This is a genomic window from Jiulongibacter sediminis (assembly GCF_001306455.1).
Lineage (GTDB): Bacteria > Bacteroidota > Bacteroidia > Cytophagales > Spirosomataceae > Jiulongibacter > Jiulongibacter sediminis.
The window spans coordinates 116,439-133,035 of record NZ_LGTQ01000015.1; the positions used below are offsets into that span (position 1 = coordinate 116,439).

General features: G+C 41.8%; 16 protein-coding genes. 8 read left to right on the forward strand and 8 right to left on the reverse strand.

Annotated features, from left to right (window positions below):
• Positions 1–79: 79 nt before the first annotated feature.
• Entirely contained in the window at positions 80–2,287 is a 2,208-nt protein-coding gene (locus tag AFM12_RS18370) for an ATP-binding protein (protein ID WP_055151547.1), read from the reverse strand.
• A 108-nt stretch (positions 2,288–2,395) separates the two neighbouring features.
• On the opposite strand from AFM12_RS18370, the gene AFM12_RS18375 reads away from it, so the two are divergent.
• Both AFM12_RS18375 and AFM12_RS19755 read left to right on the forward strand, forming a co-directional pair.
• Positions 2,396–2,959, forward strand: coding sequence for a biliverdin-producing heme oxygenase (locus AFM12_RS18375; protein ID WP_055151550.1), 564 nt, complete (start codon positions 2,396–2,398; stop codon positions 2,957–2,959).
• Between the two features lie 88 nt (positions 2,960–3,047).
• Entirely contained in the window at positions 3,048–3,218 is a 171-nt protein-coding gene (locus tag AFM12_RS19755; RefSeq protein WP_157687468.1) for a hypothetical protein, read from the forward strand.
• Between the two features lie 130 nt (positions 3,219–3,348).
• Here the strand turns inward: AFM12_RS19755 and AFM12_RS19760 are convergent, their stop codons facing one another.
• Both AFM12_RS19760 and AFM12_RS18380 read right to left on the reverse strand, forming a co-directional pair.
• Positions 3,349–3,522, reverse strand: coding sequence for a hypothetical protein (locus AFM12_RS19760; RefSeq protein ID WP_157687471.1), 174 nt, complete (start codon positions 3,520–3,522; stop codon positions 3,349–3,351).
• 10 nt (positions 3,523–3,532) lie between these two features.
• Positions 3,533–4,630, reverse strand: a complete 1,098-nt coding sequence (locus AFM12_RS18380) for an AI-2E family transporter (protein ID WP_131458480.1) — start codon at positions 4,628–4,630, stop codon at positions 3,533–3,535.
• Between the two features lie 210 nt (positions 4,631–4,840).
• On the opposite strand from AFM12_RS18380, the gene AFM12_RS19765 reads away from it, so the two are divergent.
• Both AFM12_RS19765 and AFM12_RS18385 read left to right on the forward strand, forming a co-directional pair.
• The gene (locus tag AFM12_RS19765) at positions 4,841–5,023 is read left to right on the forward strand and encodes a hypothetical protein (RefSeq protein WP_131458482.1); all 183 of its coding nucleotides are present in this window, start codon (positions 4,841–4,843) and stop codon (positions 5,021–5,023) included.
• A gap of 107 nt (positions 5,024–5,130) precedes the next feature.
• Positions 5,131–5,769, forward strand: a complete 639-nt coding sequence (locus AFM12_RS18385; RefSeq protein ID WP_055151555.1) for an OmpA family protein — start codon at positions 5,131–5,133, stop codon at positions 5,767–5,769.
• Between the two features lie 267 nt (positions 5,770–6,036).
• Here AFM12_RS18385 and AFM12_RS18390 read toward each other — a convergent pair whose 3' ends face one another.
• The gene (locus tag AFM12_RS18390; RefSeq protein WP_055151558.1) at positions 6,037–6,600 is read right to left on the reverse strand and encodes an RNA polymerase sigma factor; all 564 of its coding nucleotides are present in this window, start codon (positions 6,598–6,600) and stop codon (positions 6,037–6,039) included.
• Between the two features lie 261 nt (positions 6,601–6,861).
• Here AFM12_RS18390 and AFM12_RS18395 point away from each other — a divergent pair, with 261 nt between their 5' ends.
• Positions 6,862–7,326: a PA2169 family four-helix-bundle protein gene (locus AFM12_RS18395; protein WP_157687480.1), complete on the forward strand. Its 465-nt coding sequence runs from the start codon at positions 6,862–6,864 to the stop codon at positions 7,324–7,326.
• 51 nt (positions 7,327–7,377) lie between these two features.
• On the opposite strand, the gene AFM12_RS18400 is transcribed toward AFM12_RS18395, so the two are convergent.
• The 4 genes from AFM12_RS18400 to AFM12_RS18415 form a co-directional block, all read right to left on the reverse strand.
• Positions 7,378–8,610 (reverse strand): flavin-dependent oxidoreductase, encoded by a 1,233-nt coding sequence (locus AFM12_RS18400; RefSeq protein WP_055151564.1) that lies wholly within the window; start codon positions 8,608–8,610, stop codon positions 7,378–7,380.
• A 5-nt stretch (positions 8,611–8,615) separates the two neighbouring features.
• Entirely contained in the window at positions 8,616–10,322 is a 1,707-nt protein-coding gene (locus AFM12_RS18405) for an acyl-CoA dehydrogenase family protein (RefSeq protein WP_055151567.1), read from the reverse strand.
• Positions 10,323–10,409: 87 nt separating this feature from the next.
• Entirely contained in the window at positions 10,410–11,372 is a 963-nt protein-coding gene (locus AFM12_RS18410) for a sugar phosphate isomerase/epimerase family protein (RefSeq protein WP_055151570.1), read from the reverse strand.
• A gap of 182 nt (positions 11,373–11,554) precedes the next feature.
• Complete coding sequence (locus tag AFM12_RS18415; RefSeq protein WP_055151573.1) at positions 11,555–12,952, reverse strand: Gfo/Idh/MocA family protein; 1,398 nt, start codon at positions 12,950–12,952, stop codon at positions 11,555–11,557.
• A gap of 262 nt (positions 12,953–13,214) precedes the next feature.
• Between AFM12_RS18415 and AFM12_RS19880 the strand changes: the two genes are divergently transcribed.
• The 3 genes from AFM12_RS19880 to AFM12_RS18430 are packed head-to-tail and all read left to right on the forward strand — an operon-like array spanning position 13,215 to position 16,529.
• Positions 13,215–14,177 carry a hypothetical protein gene (locus tag AFM12_RS19880; RefSeq protein WP_174721313.1) on the forward strand — a complete coding sequence of 321 codons (963 nt, stop codon included), beginning with the start codon at positions 13,215–13,217 and terminating at the stop codon, positions 14,175–14,177.
• A gap of 24 nt (positions 14,178–14,201) precedes the next feature.
• Positions 14,202–15,716, forward strand: coding sequence for a hypothetical protein (locus tag AFM12_RS18425; protein ID WP_055151576.1), 1,515 nt, complete (start codon positions 14,202–14,204; stop codon positions 15,714–15,716).
• Between the two features lie 6 nt (positions 15,717–15,722).
• Positions 15,723–16,529, forward strand: coding sequence for an SDR family NAD(P)-dependent oxidoreductase (locus tag AFM12_RS18430; protein ID WP_055151579.1), 807 nt, complete (start codon positions 15,723–15,725; stop codon positions 16,527–16,529).
• Positions 16,530–16,597: the final 68 nt, after the last annotated feature.

Sequence of the window (16,597 nt, forward strand, 5' to 3'; positions counted from 1 at the left end):
TCAAATTTAGCTAAAATAATCAGATGTTACTCTGCCGTTGGTTTTTAATTGATCCTGTATAAAATTTTATTGAGTGGTATTAATTTTCCGGGAGTAGGAGTGTAACGTTAAAAGTAGCACCCTTATTTTCAATACCTTGTGCAGAAATTTCACCCCCATGTAATTCAACAACTTTTTTGCAAATTGCCAGGCCTACTCCGGAGCCTTCTTTAGAGCCAGAATCATTTAGTCGGTGAAAGACCTTAAACATGTTTTCCGCATACTTATTCTCAAAACCCTGTCCATTATCTTTCAGGCTTATAACCACCTTATTCTTTCCTTTCTCACTCCAGGTAATATCGATGATTAGTGGCTCATTTTCTTTGGCAAATTTAATGGAGTTATCAATTAAGTTGGTGAAAAGCTGCGTAAGTAAAAAGGCGTTTCCTTTAACCACTGGCAGGTCTATAGCCACTCTGATTTTCTTGTTTTCTTCCCATTCATAATGTTCAATAATTTCAGAGATCAAGGCTGATAAAGCCACATTTTCTAACTCGGGCTTTACGTGTTTGGTCCGGTTGAGCTCCATCAGGTCGTCAAGAAGTCTTTGCATACGGCTGGCTGAGTTATTAATTCGGTCTATCATTTTTAGCGTACGCTCACCAAGCTGATAACGGCTGTCTTCAGTTAAAATGGAAGAAAAGATTCTGATTTTTCGTAAAGGTTCTTTAAGGTCATGTGCACTTATCCAGTTGATATTTTCCAACTCCTCATTGGCTTGCTGGAGTTGATTGAGTAGATCTTCCTGCTTTTTCTGAATATTCTGGCTATTAAGATAACTGAAATGCTTTTGAAGTAGATAAACACAGTTTTTTGCGATGTCTTTCTCTGCTTCAGTCCATGGGCGACTTTGGCCTTTGATGATTTCTTTCCAGGATTTAAAGGATTTACGAGGGCTCAGGCCGTTTTTGTCTTTTTCAATGGCCTTGTTGGGATTCCCGGCCCATTCTATTTCCTGATTAAACTCTTTCCTGAGCCACATGGCATAGGTATTAACGTCAATCTTGAAGAAAAGAATACCTGAAATTGTTTCTGTTTCAATCCCGAGGTCTTGACTGACTGATCTTGTACAGAGATAGTCCGTTTCTTTTTGTTTCAGGAGATCAAAAATCCTCTCGGCTTCTTTACCTCCTGCCAGATCGCCCGTTTTAATTAGTTGATTCTCAGATTGACATATAAAACCATCTGCATTGCAAAGCTCCAGTAGATGTTGAGAGCTGATATTGAGTGAGGTGTCTGTTCTTAAAAGCTGCTGAACACCCTCCAGATGTTTTTCCAGCTCTTTTTTGATTTCATAGTTTACGGCCGTTTCCTGAACCCTGATTTGCGAAGCCAATAGTTGCCCCTGCAGCAAGGAAGACACTCTGCCGTAATAAGAGAGGTGCTTGGGCGAATAGTGATGGCAGGCCACAAGGCCCCAAAGCTTTTCTTCATGGATTAGAGAAATGGTAAGAGTGGCTCCCACACCCATATTCTGAAGGTAGCTAACATGAATAGGAGACACACTTCGCAGGGTGGCCATACTCATGTCAAGCGACCGGTGGCTACTGTTTTTAATTAATGTGAGAACAGGAACTGGCTTATAGTGTACGTCGGAGATCATACGAACCAAATTGGTCATATATAGTGCCCGTGCCTGCGGCGGAATGTCTGTATGTGGATAGTGAAGGCCCAGAAAAGACTCCAGTTTTTCTTCTTTGGCCTCGGCGAAAACCTCCCCGTTATAATCCTGATCAAATTTATAGATCATCACCCGGTCATAGCCGGTAATTTCTTTGATGTGCTCACTGACTCTCTGGCAAAGCTCTTTGAGATTTCTTGCTTCGCCGGTGTGACGAGCAAACTCAAAGGAGAGTGAATTCAGGAAAGTAAGTTCGGTATCGGCCTCGGTTGCTTTTTCAAGCTCAATCAGGTGATAATCTCCGGATTTATGAACCAAAACACTGTAAAAGGTGTCGTTCCACCGGATGTGTTGATTACCACCTCTGGTATAATCTTCCTGATCAAACAGTTCTGTGATTGTTTTGAAATCGGCCTCTGAGAACAGGCTTTTCAACGGTTTCTCGAGTACCTCTGAGGCTTTTAAGTTATGGGTCTCAAGGTTTTGACTGCAAAATTTGAGAATCAGGTTTGTATCAACAGCCAGGAGGATACCATGCGGCTGGATGGAGCCCGGCACATGTATGGGCTCACTTTCGCAATTCTCCAGATTGACAATATCGTCGTAAACAATACTTTTGACGTTCATGAAATGGCTGTTTACTTTGGTAATTCGTTTCGTTTAGATTGAGAAGTTTTTACCCCGGCAAAGGTTTGCAATAATAGCTTACTAAGCCGTCAAATTCAAAAAGATAAAATGCTTTCAGATAAAATTAAAAGTGCTACTAAAGCAGAGCATGTAGCCCTGGAAAAAGTAACACTACCTTTAATAAAAAATTCGACCTCAAGGTCGGCCTATCTTCAGCTTCTGCAAGTTTTTCATTCCTTTTTTAAGGCAATGGAAGATGAAATGACAGAAATAGAAGAGTTAAATGCAGTACCTGAAATGGCTATTCGCAGAAAAAGCAGCTGGCTTTCAGAAGAGATCAGAGCCATTGAGGCTGACCCTAAAACTGAGATGAAACCTCTCAATAGCAAACCATCAATATCTTCATTATTCGAAGCTTTAGGGATATTATATGTACTGGAAGGCTCTACTTTGGGTGGCCAGTATATTGTGAAAATGCTTCGGAATACTTACCCGGAGCCGGACCATGATTTCCGTTTTTTTGAAGGTTATGGTGAAAGGACCTTTGCTATGTGGCAGTCTTTTCTGATTTATCTTAACGCAACCCCGCAGGAGCAACATGAAACTGTAATTGCTTCAGCCCGAAAGACATTCAAACAGTTTACTGACCACATAATGCTACACAAAGTGTAGAACTATCTTCCCTTTTCTACAGCTTTTGATAACAAATTCATCAGGGAATCAGAATTTAAACTCCCGGAGTAACAAATTATGAAAAGCTATGAATTTATTAACAATAAGCAGCTGCCTTGTAATGATAGTGATTGCTTTCATGGTAGTAAGAGAAGCTATTAGAAAGCCCGTGATTCGGCCCAGAAAAAAATCAGGTAATAAGGAAATAAGAGAGAAGTTCAGGCAGCTAAATCAAATGGCTGCACAAATAAAAGTTTAACGGTTAAGGGGTTAATACAAGTTGGGTAAAAAGAGAGCTTTCTGAGCTCTCTTTTTCCTTTATGGGGTATAGAAAAAGCATGTCTGATAAAGACATGCTTTTCTTATATTCTTTACGAATGTAAAAGTTTTTACTCCATAACCGCTGATGCCTCGTCTACATAAGGTGTTTCGGCATTGTCAGTACCAATCGTAAATACACCTGAGGCCAGAGCAATGAGCATTAGGCCTACTCCTATTATTACGGTATAAAGTATGATCTTTCTGATCGGGATTAACTGTTTTTCGTTTTTTGCTTCTTTCATAATTGTAAATTTAAGTTGATACCTCGCTAACACGAAGTCGTTTATTTTTTGTCTTTTCCGGATCTTCCGGAAAACTATGCATTAGTGAGCCCAAAGGAGCCAGGAAAGGCACATGCTCACAGATTTGTTTGAATACTGCTGCCATAGGCACAGCCACCACTAAACCCGGAATACCCCAGATTTTTCCTGCGATAAGCAGAAAAATCAAGACCATAAAAGGGTTTATTTTGACTTTGTCGCCAACAACAAATGGTGTTATGAAATTACCCTCTAAAAACTGTACAAAGGACATCCAGCCGATCACAGCCACGGCATACCATGGTGAATCAAGTGTGATTAGGGCCATGAATGCTGGTAAAAGTGAGCCTATGAAAATTCCGATATAAGGAATTATACATAGCAAAGCGGCAAAGACTCCATAAAAGAGAGCATTTTCAACACCTATGATATATAGGCCTATGCAGTTTAGGACGGCCAGTATCAATGTTACTTTTACAAATCCCTGAAAATATGACTGTATTGCTCTTTTCGAGCTGTCAATAAGTTTGATATAATTACTGGTGTCAAAATCTTTGAACATCCTCCTGATTCCGAAAATGAAAAAATCAGAATAGACCAGAAAGAAAAACATGTAGATCGGGATTAGTGCCACATTGACAATGAAGTCAAATGAAGCTTGTAATGAACCGGATGAGTTTTCGAAAAACTCGGTTAAATATTCCTCAGTGGTAACCTCTTTTTTATAAATTCTGACCAGACTTTCTCCGATACGGTTACCTCTGAACTTTTCAATTAGTAAGTTATTGTAATGGGCCATTTTGTTCATAATCTGGTCTTGTCTGTCATTAAATTCACCTAATTCTGAAATGATCAGATATGACAGAAAAGAGAAGATGAGAGCTACCAGTGCAATACCGGTAAAGCTGGCGACTATTTTATTCCACCCTTTGCTTTTTAGCCAATTTACCGCTGGTGCAACCGCCACAGAGAGCAAAAGAGCAAGAATCAAGGGAATAAGAATAGATTTAAGGTAGACTAAAACAAGAACAATAAGAGATACCGCAATAAGTACTCCGGGTAAGTTTTCCTTTTTTAATCTGGCCCTCATTTGTTTCAGTTTTACGTTGATAATACCCACTTATTCAAAAGGATCATTCCTGATTTACACTTCTTGTAATATTCACTAATTCAGCAGGTTATATTTTAAAATAGTGGCGAAAGTATTTTTATGATGTGGAGTTTGAGTAAATTGTTCTACAGTTCTTCGGGCTTTTTCAGGGGAACTACCTTTTAAATCACACTCAAAAAATTAAAAGCTATGTTACTATCTATACTCGTACTGTTCTTACTCATTGGTTGGTTGGCTTTCGCTTTACATGCATTTGACTCTTCATTGCCTGACCGCACCAATAATTATTATGAAATGAAAGAATTTCATTGGCAAAACGCAGGTTTGCGTAAAGGTCGCTTTAAGATTCCTTCCTATCTGCGGTTTTGGTGAGGGGTATAGGGGTTTTTACACAAGATGTGGAGCTGATACCACGGCATTGAGCTGCTGGGGTATGGAATGTCTTTTTTGTATATAGCTGTAAAACAACAAGTTATATTATGAAAAAGTTAACAACAATAATTTTATCAACTGCTGTTGCCGTATCAATGGTAGCATGCACATCAACAAATAATGTAGTCGATTACGACGGAGTTTTATCAACCGGAGAGCTGAAACAGCTGAATTACCCGTTGGCAGATACTGTCCTGAAATATTCTATGGAGGGTATGAAAGACTGGGAGCTGACCTCTGAAATGGATTATCTCGGGGAGAAGATTTCCAAAAATCTTGCAGACGAAGCCACCGTACTTCAGATGGGTCAGGGAGTTTTGGTCTCATTTGACAGAGGTGACATGTATAAATCTGGTCAATACCGTATGACTAATGAGATGGAAAATGCGGCAAGAGATTTAGCATTCAGTTTAAAGAACAACCCTGAAACATATGCCGTCTTTTTTGGTAGAACTGATGCCATCGGTTCGGCCGACTTTAATGACAAATTAGGGTATGTGAGGGCTGCAGTGGTAGCAAACTATATGACGAAATTAGGTGTAGATAAAGACAGACTCTTTGTTCAATCCTACGGTGAAAAGTATCCTGATTTCTTCAATTACTATCCTGAAGGAAGAGATAGAAACAGACGTGTGGATGTTCTGATAATTCCAGGGAATCAAATGAGAACAGAATCGGCGAGATAACAATAATTCATAGTTGTATCTCAAATAGATAAAGGTCACGGTTATATACCGTGGCCTTTTTTTCATACCTGTCACTTGTAGAATAGTATGGTCTGGGAATAAGTCGTAGAGATTTGACCAATGCGAATAATAATTAGTGTACAGCGAAATCTTGCAGGACAGCGTATTTATCTCCGGTTTCTTTTTGTTGAAGACATTGGGATGATAAAAAAATGCCGCCTTTAATGAAAGGCGGCATTTTAAATTCTTTGAAGAATTAAAGAGTATCTAAGCTCTTCTGCTGAGGCAAAGTTCCGGTGTATATCTACGTATACTGTTTAAGCCGCTTCTTAGCCTCGATTTTGAGGTTCCTACGGGGATATCCAGCTCTTCAGAGATTTCATTGTGAGTGTATCCTTCAAAAAAGAAAAGTTTTGCCACAGGTAATTCTTTCTCTTTCATATCTCCCAGCAATTCTTCAACGCCAATTAATTCATCTCTCTGCATAGTTGAGAAGTAAGATGTATTCTCCAAAGTTTCCAGCTCTCTCTTACCCTCTACTTTTCGGGTTTTAAATTTGCGGAGAGTATCAATGCACAGGTTGCGGGCTATGGTAGCCATCCAACAGTAAAGACCTGCTTTATGCTCATTATACTTATGAATTCCTTTCCAGATTTTTAGCCATACCTCCTGAAGAAGATCTTCCTGATCCTGCTCGTTTTTAAGGTATCCTGCAATAATAGCTTTGATGGAGTAGCTGTAATTGGATAATAGGTAATCAAAGCTCTCGCTTTTTCGTGCTTTCAATCCCTGAATTAAAATGGCTTCATTAGTCTTAACATTTGCTGTCATAATACTGTAGTCTATTTTCTAATGACCGCGATTCTTAAAAGAACATTCCGAAGCATTACATGTAGAAGTGTGGAACTTTGACCACATTCATTATACATTCCACACATTTTCCGAAGATTGGTCCGTCCAAAAACTCAATCAGGCGGGTTGTGGAAACTGGTGAAATAATGTCGAATAAAATCTACAATCATGGCTCAAAATGTGTCTCCTGTTTACTGGAATGGCCTTTTTACCAAAATAGGTGAACAAAAAATTAATAATATGAAAAAGCAAGAAATAATAAACGGTTTTCAAACACTAGCAGAACTTCATCAGGATAGAATTGATGGCTTCAGAAAAGTCATTAAAGAAACTGATCTTGAAGATTTCGGTTTACGAAAAATGTTTAAGAGCATGGCATCTTTTAGTGAGGAGGCCAAAGCAGAGTTAGATTTGGTGATTGCCGCAGGAGGCGGGGAGGTTACAGATTCAGAGAACTCTTTCCTTTCTGATGTACACAAAACATGGATTGATATCAAGACCGCTGTGACCAACAAGAACAGAGAGGCTTTACTATCCAGCTGTGAGTTTGGCGAAAATGTGATTATCGGAGCCTATGACTCTATGTTGGCAAATGAAGACTTTATCGAAGTGAAGGAGCGACTTCTGCTGCACTCTCACCTGAAAGCCCTGAAAGAATCGTTGAAGGTTATTCAAGAGCTCAAAGAGCTGGAAGAAGTAAACTAAGCAAAATCAATTAGAAAGAGGCCGCCTTTTTGAAGGGCGGCCTCTTTTGTTTTATGCCTTTGAGTTTAGCGTTTCTTTGTCAAAGCCTGCCACTTTCCGATAATTATCCATGACGGCTTTGAGTTTTTCGTGAGGTACTTCCTCGGGTTTGAAACCTTTTGGGTACCATTCTTCCATCATATCCATGATTTCATCCGGTCCTTTTTTGCGGTTTTGGAGTACCACTTTTGAGGTAGCCGGTCTTCTCTCGGCATCGTATGCTTTTAGAGCTTCTGTCACATTTTCTTCATTTTGAAGACATTCTACGATGTACTCGGCATCCAGTATGGCCTGTGAAGCACCGTTTGAGCCGATTGGGTACATGGGGTGTGCTGCATCTCCCAATAGCGTAACGCGGCCAAAAGACCATTGCTCCAGCGGATTTCTGTCAGACATTGGGAATTCATAAACTCCGTCGGCATCCTCCACCATTTTCTTTACATCCACCCAGTCGAAAACCCAGTTTTTATACGTTTCTACCAATCTTTCTTGATCAGCACGGCGATTCCAGTCCCGGGCGGTAAGTTTTGATTTGCCTTCTTTCAGGTTACCCACCCAGTTCATCAATACCTCACCATTTTCATCCGGCTTGCTGATTGGGTAGGCTACCATTTTTTGCTTCAGGCTACCAATCATGACCATTGATCGGCCATTCAGAAAAGGTTTCATTCGTGTGGTGCCACGGTAAAGCACATTCTCAGAATATACCGGCGGGCCTTCGTTGGGGTAAAGTTGTTTTCTTACCACCGAGTTGATACCATCGGCACCAATCAAAAGATCTGCCTTTTCAGTGTGTACAATTTCACCGGTATCTTTATCTTCAAAGTAGGCTGTCACACCATTTTCATCCTGCTCAAATAGGCTCAAATGGTGATTAACCTGAATGGAGTTTTCTCCCAATCTTTCCAGTGTTTCATCAAACAAAAGCATTTGAAGCTGACCCCGGTGAAGAGAAAATTGCGGCCACTTCAGTCCGGCATTCCGGCCACGGGGCTCAGACCAAAATTGCTGCCCGAAGCGGTTAAAATACACCAGGTCGCTGGTTTCAACGGCCCATTCGGCAATTTTTTCCTGCAGCCCTAAATTCGTCAGAACCCTTACACAATGAGGGAGCGTGTTAATGCCTACGCCGAGTGGTTTAATTTCTTTGACAGACTCAAAAACCTTCACTTCAAATCCCGCTTCATGTAGACTCAGGGCCGCGGTGAGCCCCCCGATGCCTGCACCGGCAATTATAATTTTCATTGATCTTAAACTGTGATTTTGTTCTCTTTTAGAAGAATTTCGCTCAAATATAAGCACTTCGTGAACTCGTACCTGAAGAAATAACCTATGGTTTGCTTAAATGACTCGTTGAATTCCGTATCCATTTGTTCAGTGGCCAGACTCATTTTAAGCCATTGCCAGCCGACACAAATGAGGCTGAGAAATTCAGTATAGAGTGTGGCATCAGCCAAGAGCTCTGTTGGGTTTTGTTTGCTCAGCAAAGTGGAGGTTACCTGTTGGAGTTTCTTAAAAGACGTCTCAAAATCTCTTTTGAAAAGACAGGAGTCATTTAAATGACTAAGTGTTTTCTCAATTTCTGCCCGCAATAACTGAAAAGGGGCTCCACCGTTAACCTGCACCTGTCGGCCAAGTACAGCCTGAGCCTGAATACCGTTGGTTCCTTCATAAATGCTTAAAATGCGAACATCACGAGCCATTTGTTCCAGAGGAAAATCAGAGGTATATCCATAACCACCGAGTACCTGAAGTCCTTCGTTAACAGAGTGGTAACCCTGATCAGAGCCGTAAAATTTACAGACGGGAGTGAGGAGTTCTGTAAGAGCTGCATATTTCTCTATCTCTTTGCCGGCTTTTTGCCAGTCGAGGTAACTGTAAACCTGAATAAACAGAGCCAGTCCTCCCTCATGAATGGCTTTTTGCTTTAGCAACATTCGCTTCACATCAGGGTGCTCTGCAATCAGCACATTCTCGTTCCCACCCGGTATACGCCCCTGCTTACGCTCATGAGCGTATTGATTTGAAGTATAATAAGCAGCTGAAGAAAGAGCCAACCCGGTAAGACCAACTCCCAACCTCGACGAATTCATCATTTTGAACATTTGGGGAAGGCCCTGATTGGGTTTTCCCAAAAGATAGCCCGTGCATTTGCCCTCAGCCCCAAAAGCGAGATGCACAGCCGGAGTGGCTTTCTGTCCCATTTTATGAAAAAGCCCGATCGTTTTTACATCGTTTGATTCAGAACAGTTCTTCGGGTTGTTCTTGGGAACAATGAATAGCGAAATGCCCTTTGCCCCGGCCGGAGCTCCATCAATTCGGGCTAGTACGAGATGAATGATATTCTCGGTAATGTCATGGTCACCCGCTGAAATAAAGATTTTCTGTCCGTCTATTTTGTAAGTGCCATCGTTTTGAGGAGTGGCCTTAGTGTTGATTTCTGCCAGTGAGCTTCCGGCCTGTGGTTCAGTAAGGCACATGGTGCCCATCCAATTGGCGGTAAGCATTTTCGAAATATAGGTTTCCTTTTGTTCAGTGGTTCCGAAAGAATTGATCAGTTTCACACAGCCCGAGAGGAGGTCGGTGTACATGGGGAAACTGTTGCTGTGGCAAAGTTCAATAAAAGCAGCGGCACCGGCCACAGATTCCGGAAGTTGAGAGCCTCCAACTTCTTCCGGAAAAGTTGCAGAAAGCAACCCGCTCTCAGCCTGACTTTTGACAAAGCCATGTACTCCGGGATGTACCTTTACTTCGCCATTTTCGTAATTGGCCTCTTTCTGGTCTGAATCAACAAAATGGGGTTCAATTTCTTTTTGAGCAATCTCAAAGGCGGTATCGAGTACCATGTCGGCAGTTTCCCGGTCATGGCCTGAAAAGTACTCTTCCTTCAGTAATTCCGGAAGGTCTGAAACCTCATGAAGAAGGAAATCAATATGTTTTCTTGAGAATAGAGTCACCTTGGTTGCCTTTTAAAAGGAAGGCCCTGACAATGGCAAATAAGTGAAAAGGGGAGAAGCCCACCGAAGCAGGCATCTCCGCACAGGTTATAATTTAGGGTTTAAAAACTTTGCACTCCGGTCAAGAGCAACTTCCGGGTTGGCTACCATATCCTGTTCTACAAAGAAATGTTCAACGCCGACCTCTTTCGCTTTATTGACAATACCGACAAGGTCAAGTACTCCATCGCCGGCAGAAGCCATGAGCGGGAACATCCCTAACCATTCATTCATTCCTCCACCGTCACCGGCAAATTCTTTTTTCTCCGTCATATCTTTCAAATGAAGCATTTTGTAACGGTTCGGGTATTTGGTCAGATACTCAATTGGGTCTGCACCACCACAGGTTGTCCAGAAAATATCCATTTCAAAAAAGACCAGATCAGGGTCTGTGCCTTCCAGTAATATTTCGAGTGGCACTATGTCATTTTCCCATGGTTTGATTCCATACCCATGATTATGATAACCAAATTTAACCCCGTTTTCCTTGGCTGAAGCTCCAATCTTATTAAAGGTCTCAGCCATTCGCTTATAATCGTCTAATGTTTTTCTTCGATCATCCGGAATAGCCGGAAGTGTAACGTATTGATGTCCCATAATGGCCGAAGCTTCACCAAGCTTATCCATATGGTTCTCGAGTGTGTCTAAATCGGTATGCGTTCCGGGAGTACTTAAACCGTGGTCGTCCAATACCTTTTTAACTTCTTTGGCTGTTCTACCGAAATATCCGGAACCGGAGAATCCAAGCATTTTACCTGCTTCAGCCCAACTCTTCAGATTACTCTCAGCACTGAAAGGGAAAGGGCCATAGAGTTCGAGCTCTTTATATCCTAAAGACTGTAATAGTTTTATGCCGCCAAGGAAGTCTTCAGACAATAATTTTGGAATTGAAAAAAGCTGAATTCCCAATTTATTTTCTTTCTTCAGCATGGCCAGAACTTGATCCATAGGTGTTAATGCTGCGGCAGTAGCCAAACCAGCTGTTTTTATAAAATTTCTTCTTGTGATCATAGGTTAATGTCTTACGAGGAGACAATAATACTAAGAAAACAGGATTTGACTGTAATATTTGACTTTATGTTTTAAAATATCATGATAGTGCTCCTCCGGTTCTGTAGTGATACAGTAAGGTAAGGTCAAAAAAAGAGGCAGCCTTTTGCGAAGGCTGCCTCTCACTATACTCCCTATTGAAGTCAGGATTTTAATTTCATTTTCACAGGGTCCCAATGAATGATTTTCTTTTGAAGATAACTCTCATTGCAGGACAGTGACGGAGCCGCAGCCCTGAAACCAAAAGTTGCATCTTCCACGACTTTGCCTCCTGTTCTTACGGCGTCAAAGAAGTTTGTGAAGTGATCAAGGTGATCGCTGTAACCTTGCGGTACTTTGAATACGATATCTTCTTTCTCCGGACGCCTTTTCTGGGCTTCTGTCCATTTTGCATCGTACTCGGCCTGCATTTCTTTTTGTAGTTTTTCAGAGAAGGTGAAAACGGAATCATAGCCACCAAAGCCCGGAGCTTCAGGCATAATACTGTGGGTAACCTTCAGGTTGTTTCCCTGTATATCAATAACACCCTCAGATCCCACAAATTTTAAGGCGTGTTGTCCTCCGGTACCACTAACAAAGTTCACCTGTAGGGTCATCTGAAATGAAGGGTGCTCTGGAGAGTCAGGATATTGCATTACGCCGGACATCACATCAGGCAGGTTTCGGCCGTCTTTCCAATAGCTTAATTGACCTGTACTGTAGATGCTTTCTGGACCCAGTGAATTGGTGATAAAATGAGTTCCACTTAGGAGGTGAATAAAAAGGTCGCCGGCTACACCCGTACCGACTTCTTTGAAGGCTCTCCACCAGAAAAACTTTTTCGGGTCATAGGCCAGTTTATTAGTGGCTTCAATGAAGGTTTCCCAGTCCAGCGTTTCAGGACTTGCGTCTTTTGGGATCGTATACTCCCAGGCTCCGATGGAACTTTGACGGTCATACACAGCATTGACCATATTCAGATTCCCGATTTCGCCTGCGGCCAAAAGTTCTTTTGCTTTGGCATAACCAATACTACTTACCCGCTGACTCCCTACCATAAGAACTTTGCCTGATTTGTTCTGGGCATCAATAACTGCTTTACCCTGACCAATTTTATACACCATTGGCTTTTCAACATATACATGTTTGCCTTTGGCCAAAGCATCTAATATCATTTGATAGTGCCAGATGTCGGTAGTGGCGATAATGACAGCGTCGATATCTGATCTGTCAAGAAGGTCTTTGTAATTTCGGGTAACAAAAAGATCCTTACCGTGGGTTTCCAGAGCGTTTTGAATTCGGCCTGTGTAAAGATCGCAAATGCCGGCCAGCTCCACTCCGGGAACTTTGAGAGCTGTATTGAGGTCAATATGACCCTGAACTCCATAACCAATTACACCCACCCGTATTTTATCTGCTGAGCTTATTTTACGCTCATAGAAGAGCATGCGTTCCTCCGCTTTATGGGCAGCAGCCAAAGAGGCAAGCGGAGTGGCGGCTGATACCAAGGTGGTAGCTCCTATTTTTTGGAGAAAATTTCTTCTTGTTGACTTCTCTGACATGACGAGTTGATGATTAAGGTTAGGAATGAAAATCGGTCAGTTATCTGGCAATATACAAACGGGAGAGAATAGTGTTTCTACAGATTTAGCTATTTGCTGTTAGTTTGTTGACCAAAACAGGTAGTAAAAAGGCCAAATTCTATTGTCTACTTTGTAGACAATAGAATTCTGTTTAAGTTTGAGGTGTTCAGAAAGTGTGAGTAATCTTATTTATATTGCTTTACCAATTCTGACTAGTTATAAACACTTTAACCTATTTGAAATGAAAAAAATAACAACCTTCCTTCTTTTTTGTCTATCGCTATCGGCCATTGGCCAGATTTCAGATGATTCAGATGACTTCTTTGCCGGTAAATGGAATATTAATGTTTTCGGTACACCTCAGGGAGATGTCAACATCACAGCTGACCTGAAAAGAGTAGACGGTGAACTCACAGGTACTTTAGAAACTGATGCTGCTGAAAGCTTAATCACGATTACAGAAATTGAGGAAAAGCAGGATGCCATCGATATCGCCTTTTTTGCACAGGGCTATGACTTAGTTTTAAGTTTAAAAAAGGTAGATGATGACCATCTGGAGGGATCTATGATGGATATGTTTGATGCCAAAGCCGAGCGAATAATCGAGCTTGATTTCTTCGTTGGTGAATGGACTGTAAACGTACATGATACCCCTCAGGGAGATATTGAGATCATTGCTGATTTGTACCGCGAAGGTGATATGTTGACCGGGACATTGACCAGCACCACGGAGTCTGAGCCCATTCAAATCCGTGATGTGGAGGAAACTGAGACCAGTATTGCCATTGACTTTTTTGCTCAGGGCTATGATCTCGTTCTGAACTTAAAAAAGGTGGATGAAGATCATTTGGAGGGTGATTTGTCGGATATGTTTAATGCAGAAGCAGAGCGTATCAAAGAGGCAGAGGATTTTTTTGCCGGCGACTGGGAGCTTGAGTTTATTGGTACACCAAACGGAGATGCGAAGATGCTGATGTCATTAAGCAGAAATGACGACACCCTTATCGGGAATTTAACACCTATGGGTCAGGAAGGAGACGAAATCATGATTACAGACATTAACGAAGAGGAAAGTTCTATAGAAATTTTCTTCTCTGCTCAGGGTTATGATGTGAGTGTAATGCTTGAAAAAGTGGACGACAATAAGCTTTCAGGCAGTCTGATGGATATGTTCGATGCCAAAGCTCGAAGAGTGGCGAAATAAACCCTAACGGTAAATTCTAAAAAGATGAAATTCAAAGTTGCTCTTTCAGGCCTTCTGTTTTTTGCACTTCAGAGTGCTTTTTCGCAATCCATTGATCTCAAAACCATGCCTCATATTGGTTCAGTAGATGAGCGGTATCAATCCTATAATATTGAAATGTGTGAGGTGATAGGAGGAGACTTTTGGGTGCCTTATCATCTGCTTGATTCTGTCATGAAGCACTCTGGAAAAACCGGTTTTGCTGCCCTGAAATGGAAAATTGAGCCGATCAATTTGTATGAACAAAAGTTAAGAAATCTGGCGAAAGCTCTGGGTCCTGCCTATGTGAGAGTGAGTGGTACCTGGGCCAATGACGTCTATTTTCAGAATAATGATGAACCAGTAATGCAGAGTGCTCCGGAAGGATTTAATAACATTTTGACACGAGCTCAGTGGAAAGGTGTTATTGATTATGTAAAAGCTGTGGATGGCAAGCTGGTCACTTCATTTCCAATAAGTGATGGGATGCATAATGCCGATGGGAGCTACAAGACAGATCAGGTGAAGGCTTTGATTGATTATACAAAATCAATTGATGGGGAAATTACTTCAGCCGAAATGTTTAATGAACCAACTCTGGCAAGCCATGGGAGTGCACCCAAAGGATATAATGCAAGCTGGTATGCCCGGGATTTTAATACTTTCTCAAAGTTTGTTAAGTCATATTATCCTGAGATGGAAATCTCAGGTCCGGGAGCTGTGGGAGAAGGTGGGGTATTGACCACAGGCAATTCAGCAGGAATTGAGTTCGACCTGCCAACGGATGAGCTTATGTCAAAATTGCCGGAGAAACCGTTTGAGGTTTTCACCTATCACTATTACGGAGGTGTTTCAAAACGCTGCGGAGGTAATCAAACCCCGGAAAGTGTTCTGACTGAAGACTGGCTCAGCAAGACCGAAAAAGGTCTTCGTTTTTACCTTGAGTCCAGAGATGAATATACCCCTGGAGCACCCATCTGGCTTAATGAAACGGCTGAAGCAGCCTGCGGCGGAGACCCTTTAGCGGCGACATATGTTGATGTTTTCAGGTATCTGGAGCAGCTCGGCCGACTTGCTAAAATGGGTGTTCAAAGTGTGATGCATAATACACTCGCCAGAAGTGAATATGCTTTGCTTGAACACGATACCCATGAGCCTCGTCCTAATTATTGGGCCGCTTTATTGTGGGGAGAATTGATGGGCACCGAAGTTTATGATGCCGGTACTCTTAGCCTGGGCGTTGATATGTTTGTTCATAATATAAAGGGAAATGAGAACGGCAGAACGCTGCTCATTCTTAATACTACAGAAGAAGAGGCTACGGTTAATTTGCCGGGCAGAGGCAAAAAATACCTATTGACCGCAGAGGAATTATTAACCAAAAAGGTCAAACTGAACGGTACAGAACTAAACCTTGTCAATGGTATCGAAGTACCCGAATTAAAAGGTCAGAAAGTGAAGGGAGGTGCTATGAGTTTGCCAGCCAGAAGTGTCCTATTTGTGACCATCGATAAAATTTAAAAACGGATGATAGTAAACCAAAAGACCATTTTACTTACTGGTGCCGGAAGCGGAATGGGCCGCGAAATGGCCCTTCTCTTGTTGAAAAAAGGAGCAAATGTAGCAGGTGTTGATATTCACCCCGATGCGTTGGCTGAGACACAAAGGCTTGGCGGTGTGGATGACTCCCGTTTTAAAGGTTTTGTGCTGGATATCACCAATAAGGAGAAAGTGGATGCTTTGCCAGCAGAAGTGATCGGTCATTTTGGTCAGGTCGATGGCCTGATCAATAATGCTGGCATTATTCAGAAATTCATTATGGTGAATGAGCTGGAGTTATCGGATATAGAACGGGTGATGAATGTCAATTTTTACGGTCCTGTTTATTTTATAAAAGCGTTTCTTCCTCATTTGTTGAAAAGACCTGAAGGTCATCTTGTCAACATTTCCAGTATGGGTGGCTTTTTACCCGTTCCCGGGCAAACAATTTATGGAGCTTCCAAGGCGGCAATTAAGTTATTGACTGAAGGTTTGTATTCAGAACTGGCCAAGACCAATGTCAAAGTAACCGTGGTTTTTCCTGGGGCGATCCAAACCAATATTTCCGAAAATTCAGGTTTGAAAGCACCCTCTGCTGAGCAGGCTGAGAATTCAAAGTTTAAAGCATTGCCAGCTCAAAAGGCGGCTGAAATCATTATCAAAGGGATGGAGGAAAATCAGTTCAGAGTTACTGTGGGGCCAGACGCCGGATTTCTTGACAAACTCTACCGTTTGGCACCGAAATATGCAGCCAATTTTATCCGAAAAAAGATGGGTTCTTTGTTAAATCAGTAGAAGCCGGATGATGAATTTCAAGAGGTCGAACTTCGACCTCTTTTTTCAGTATTATGTCTAACTTGCTT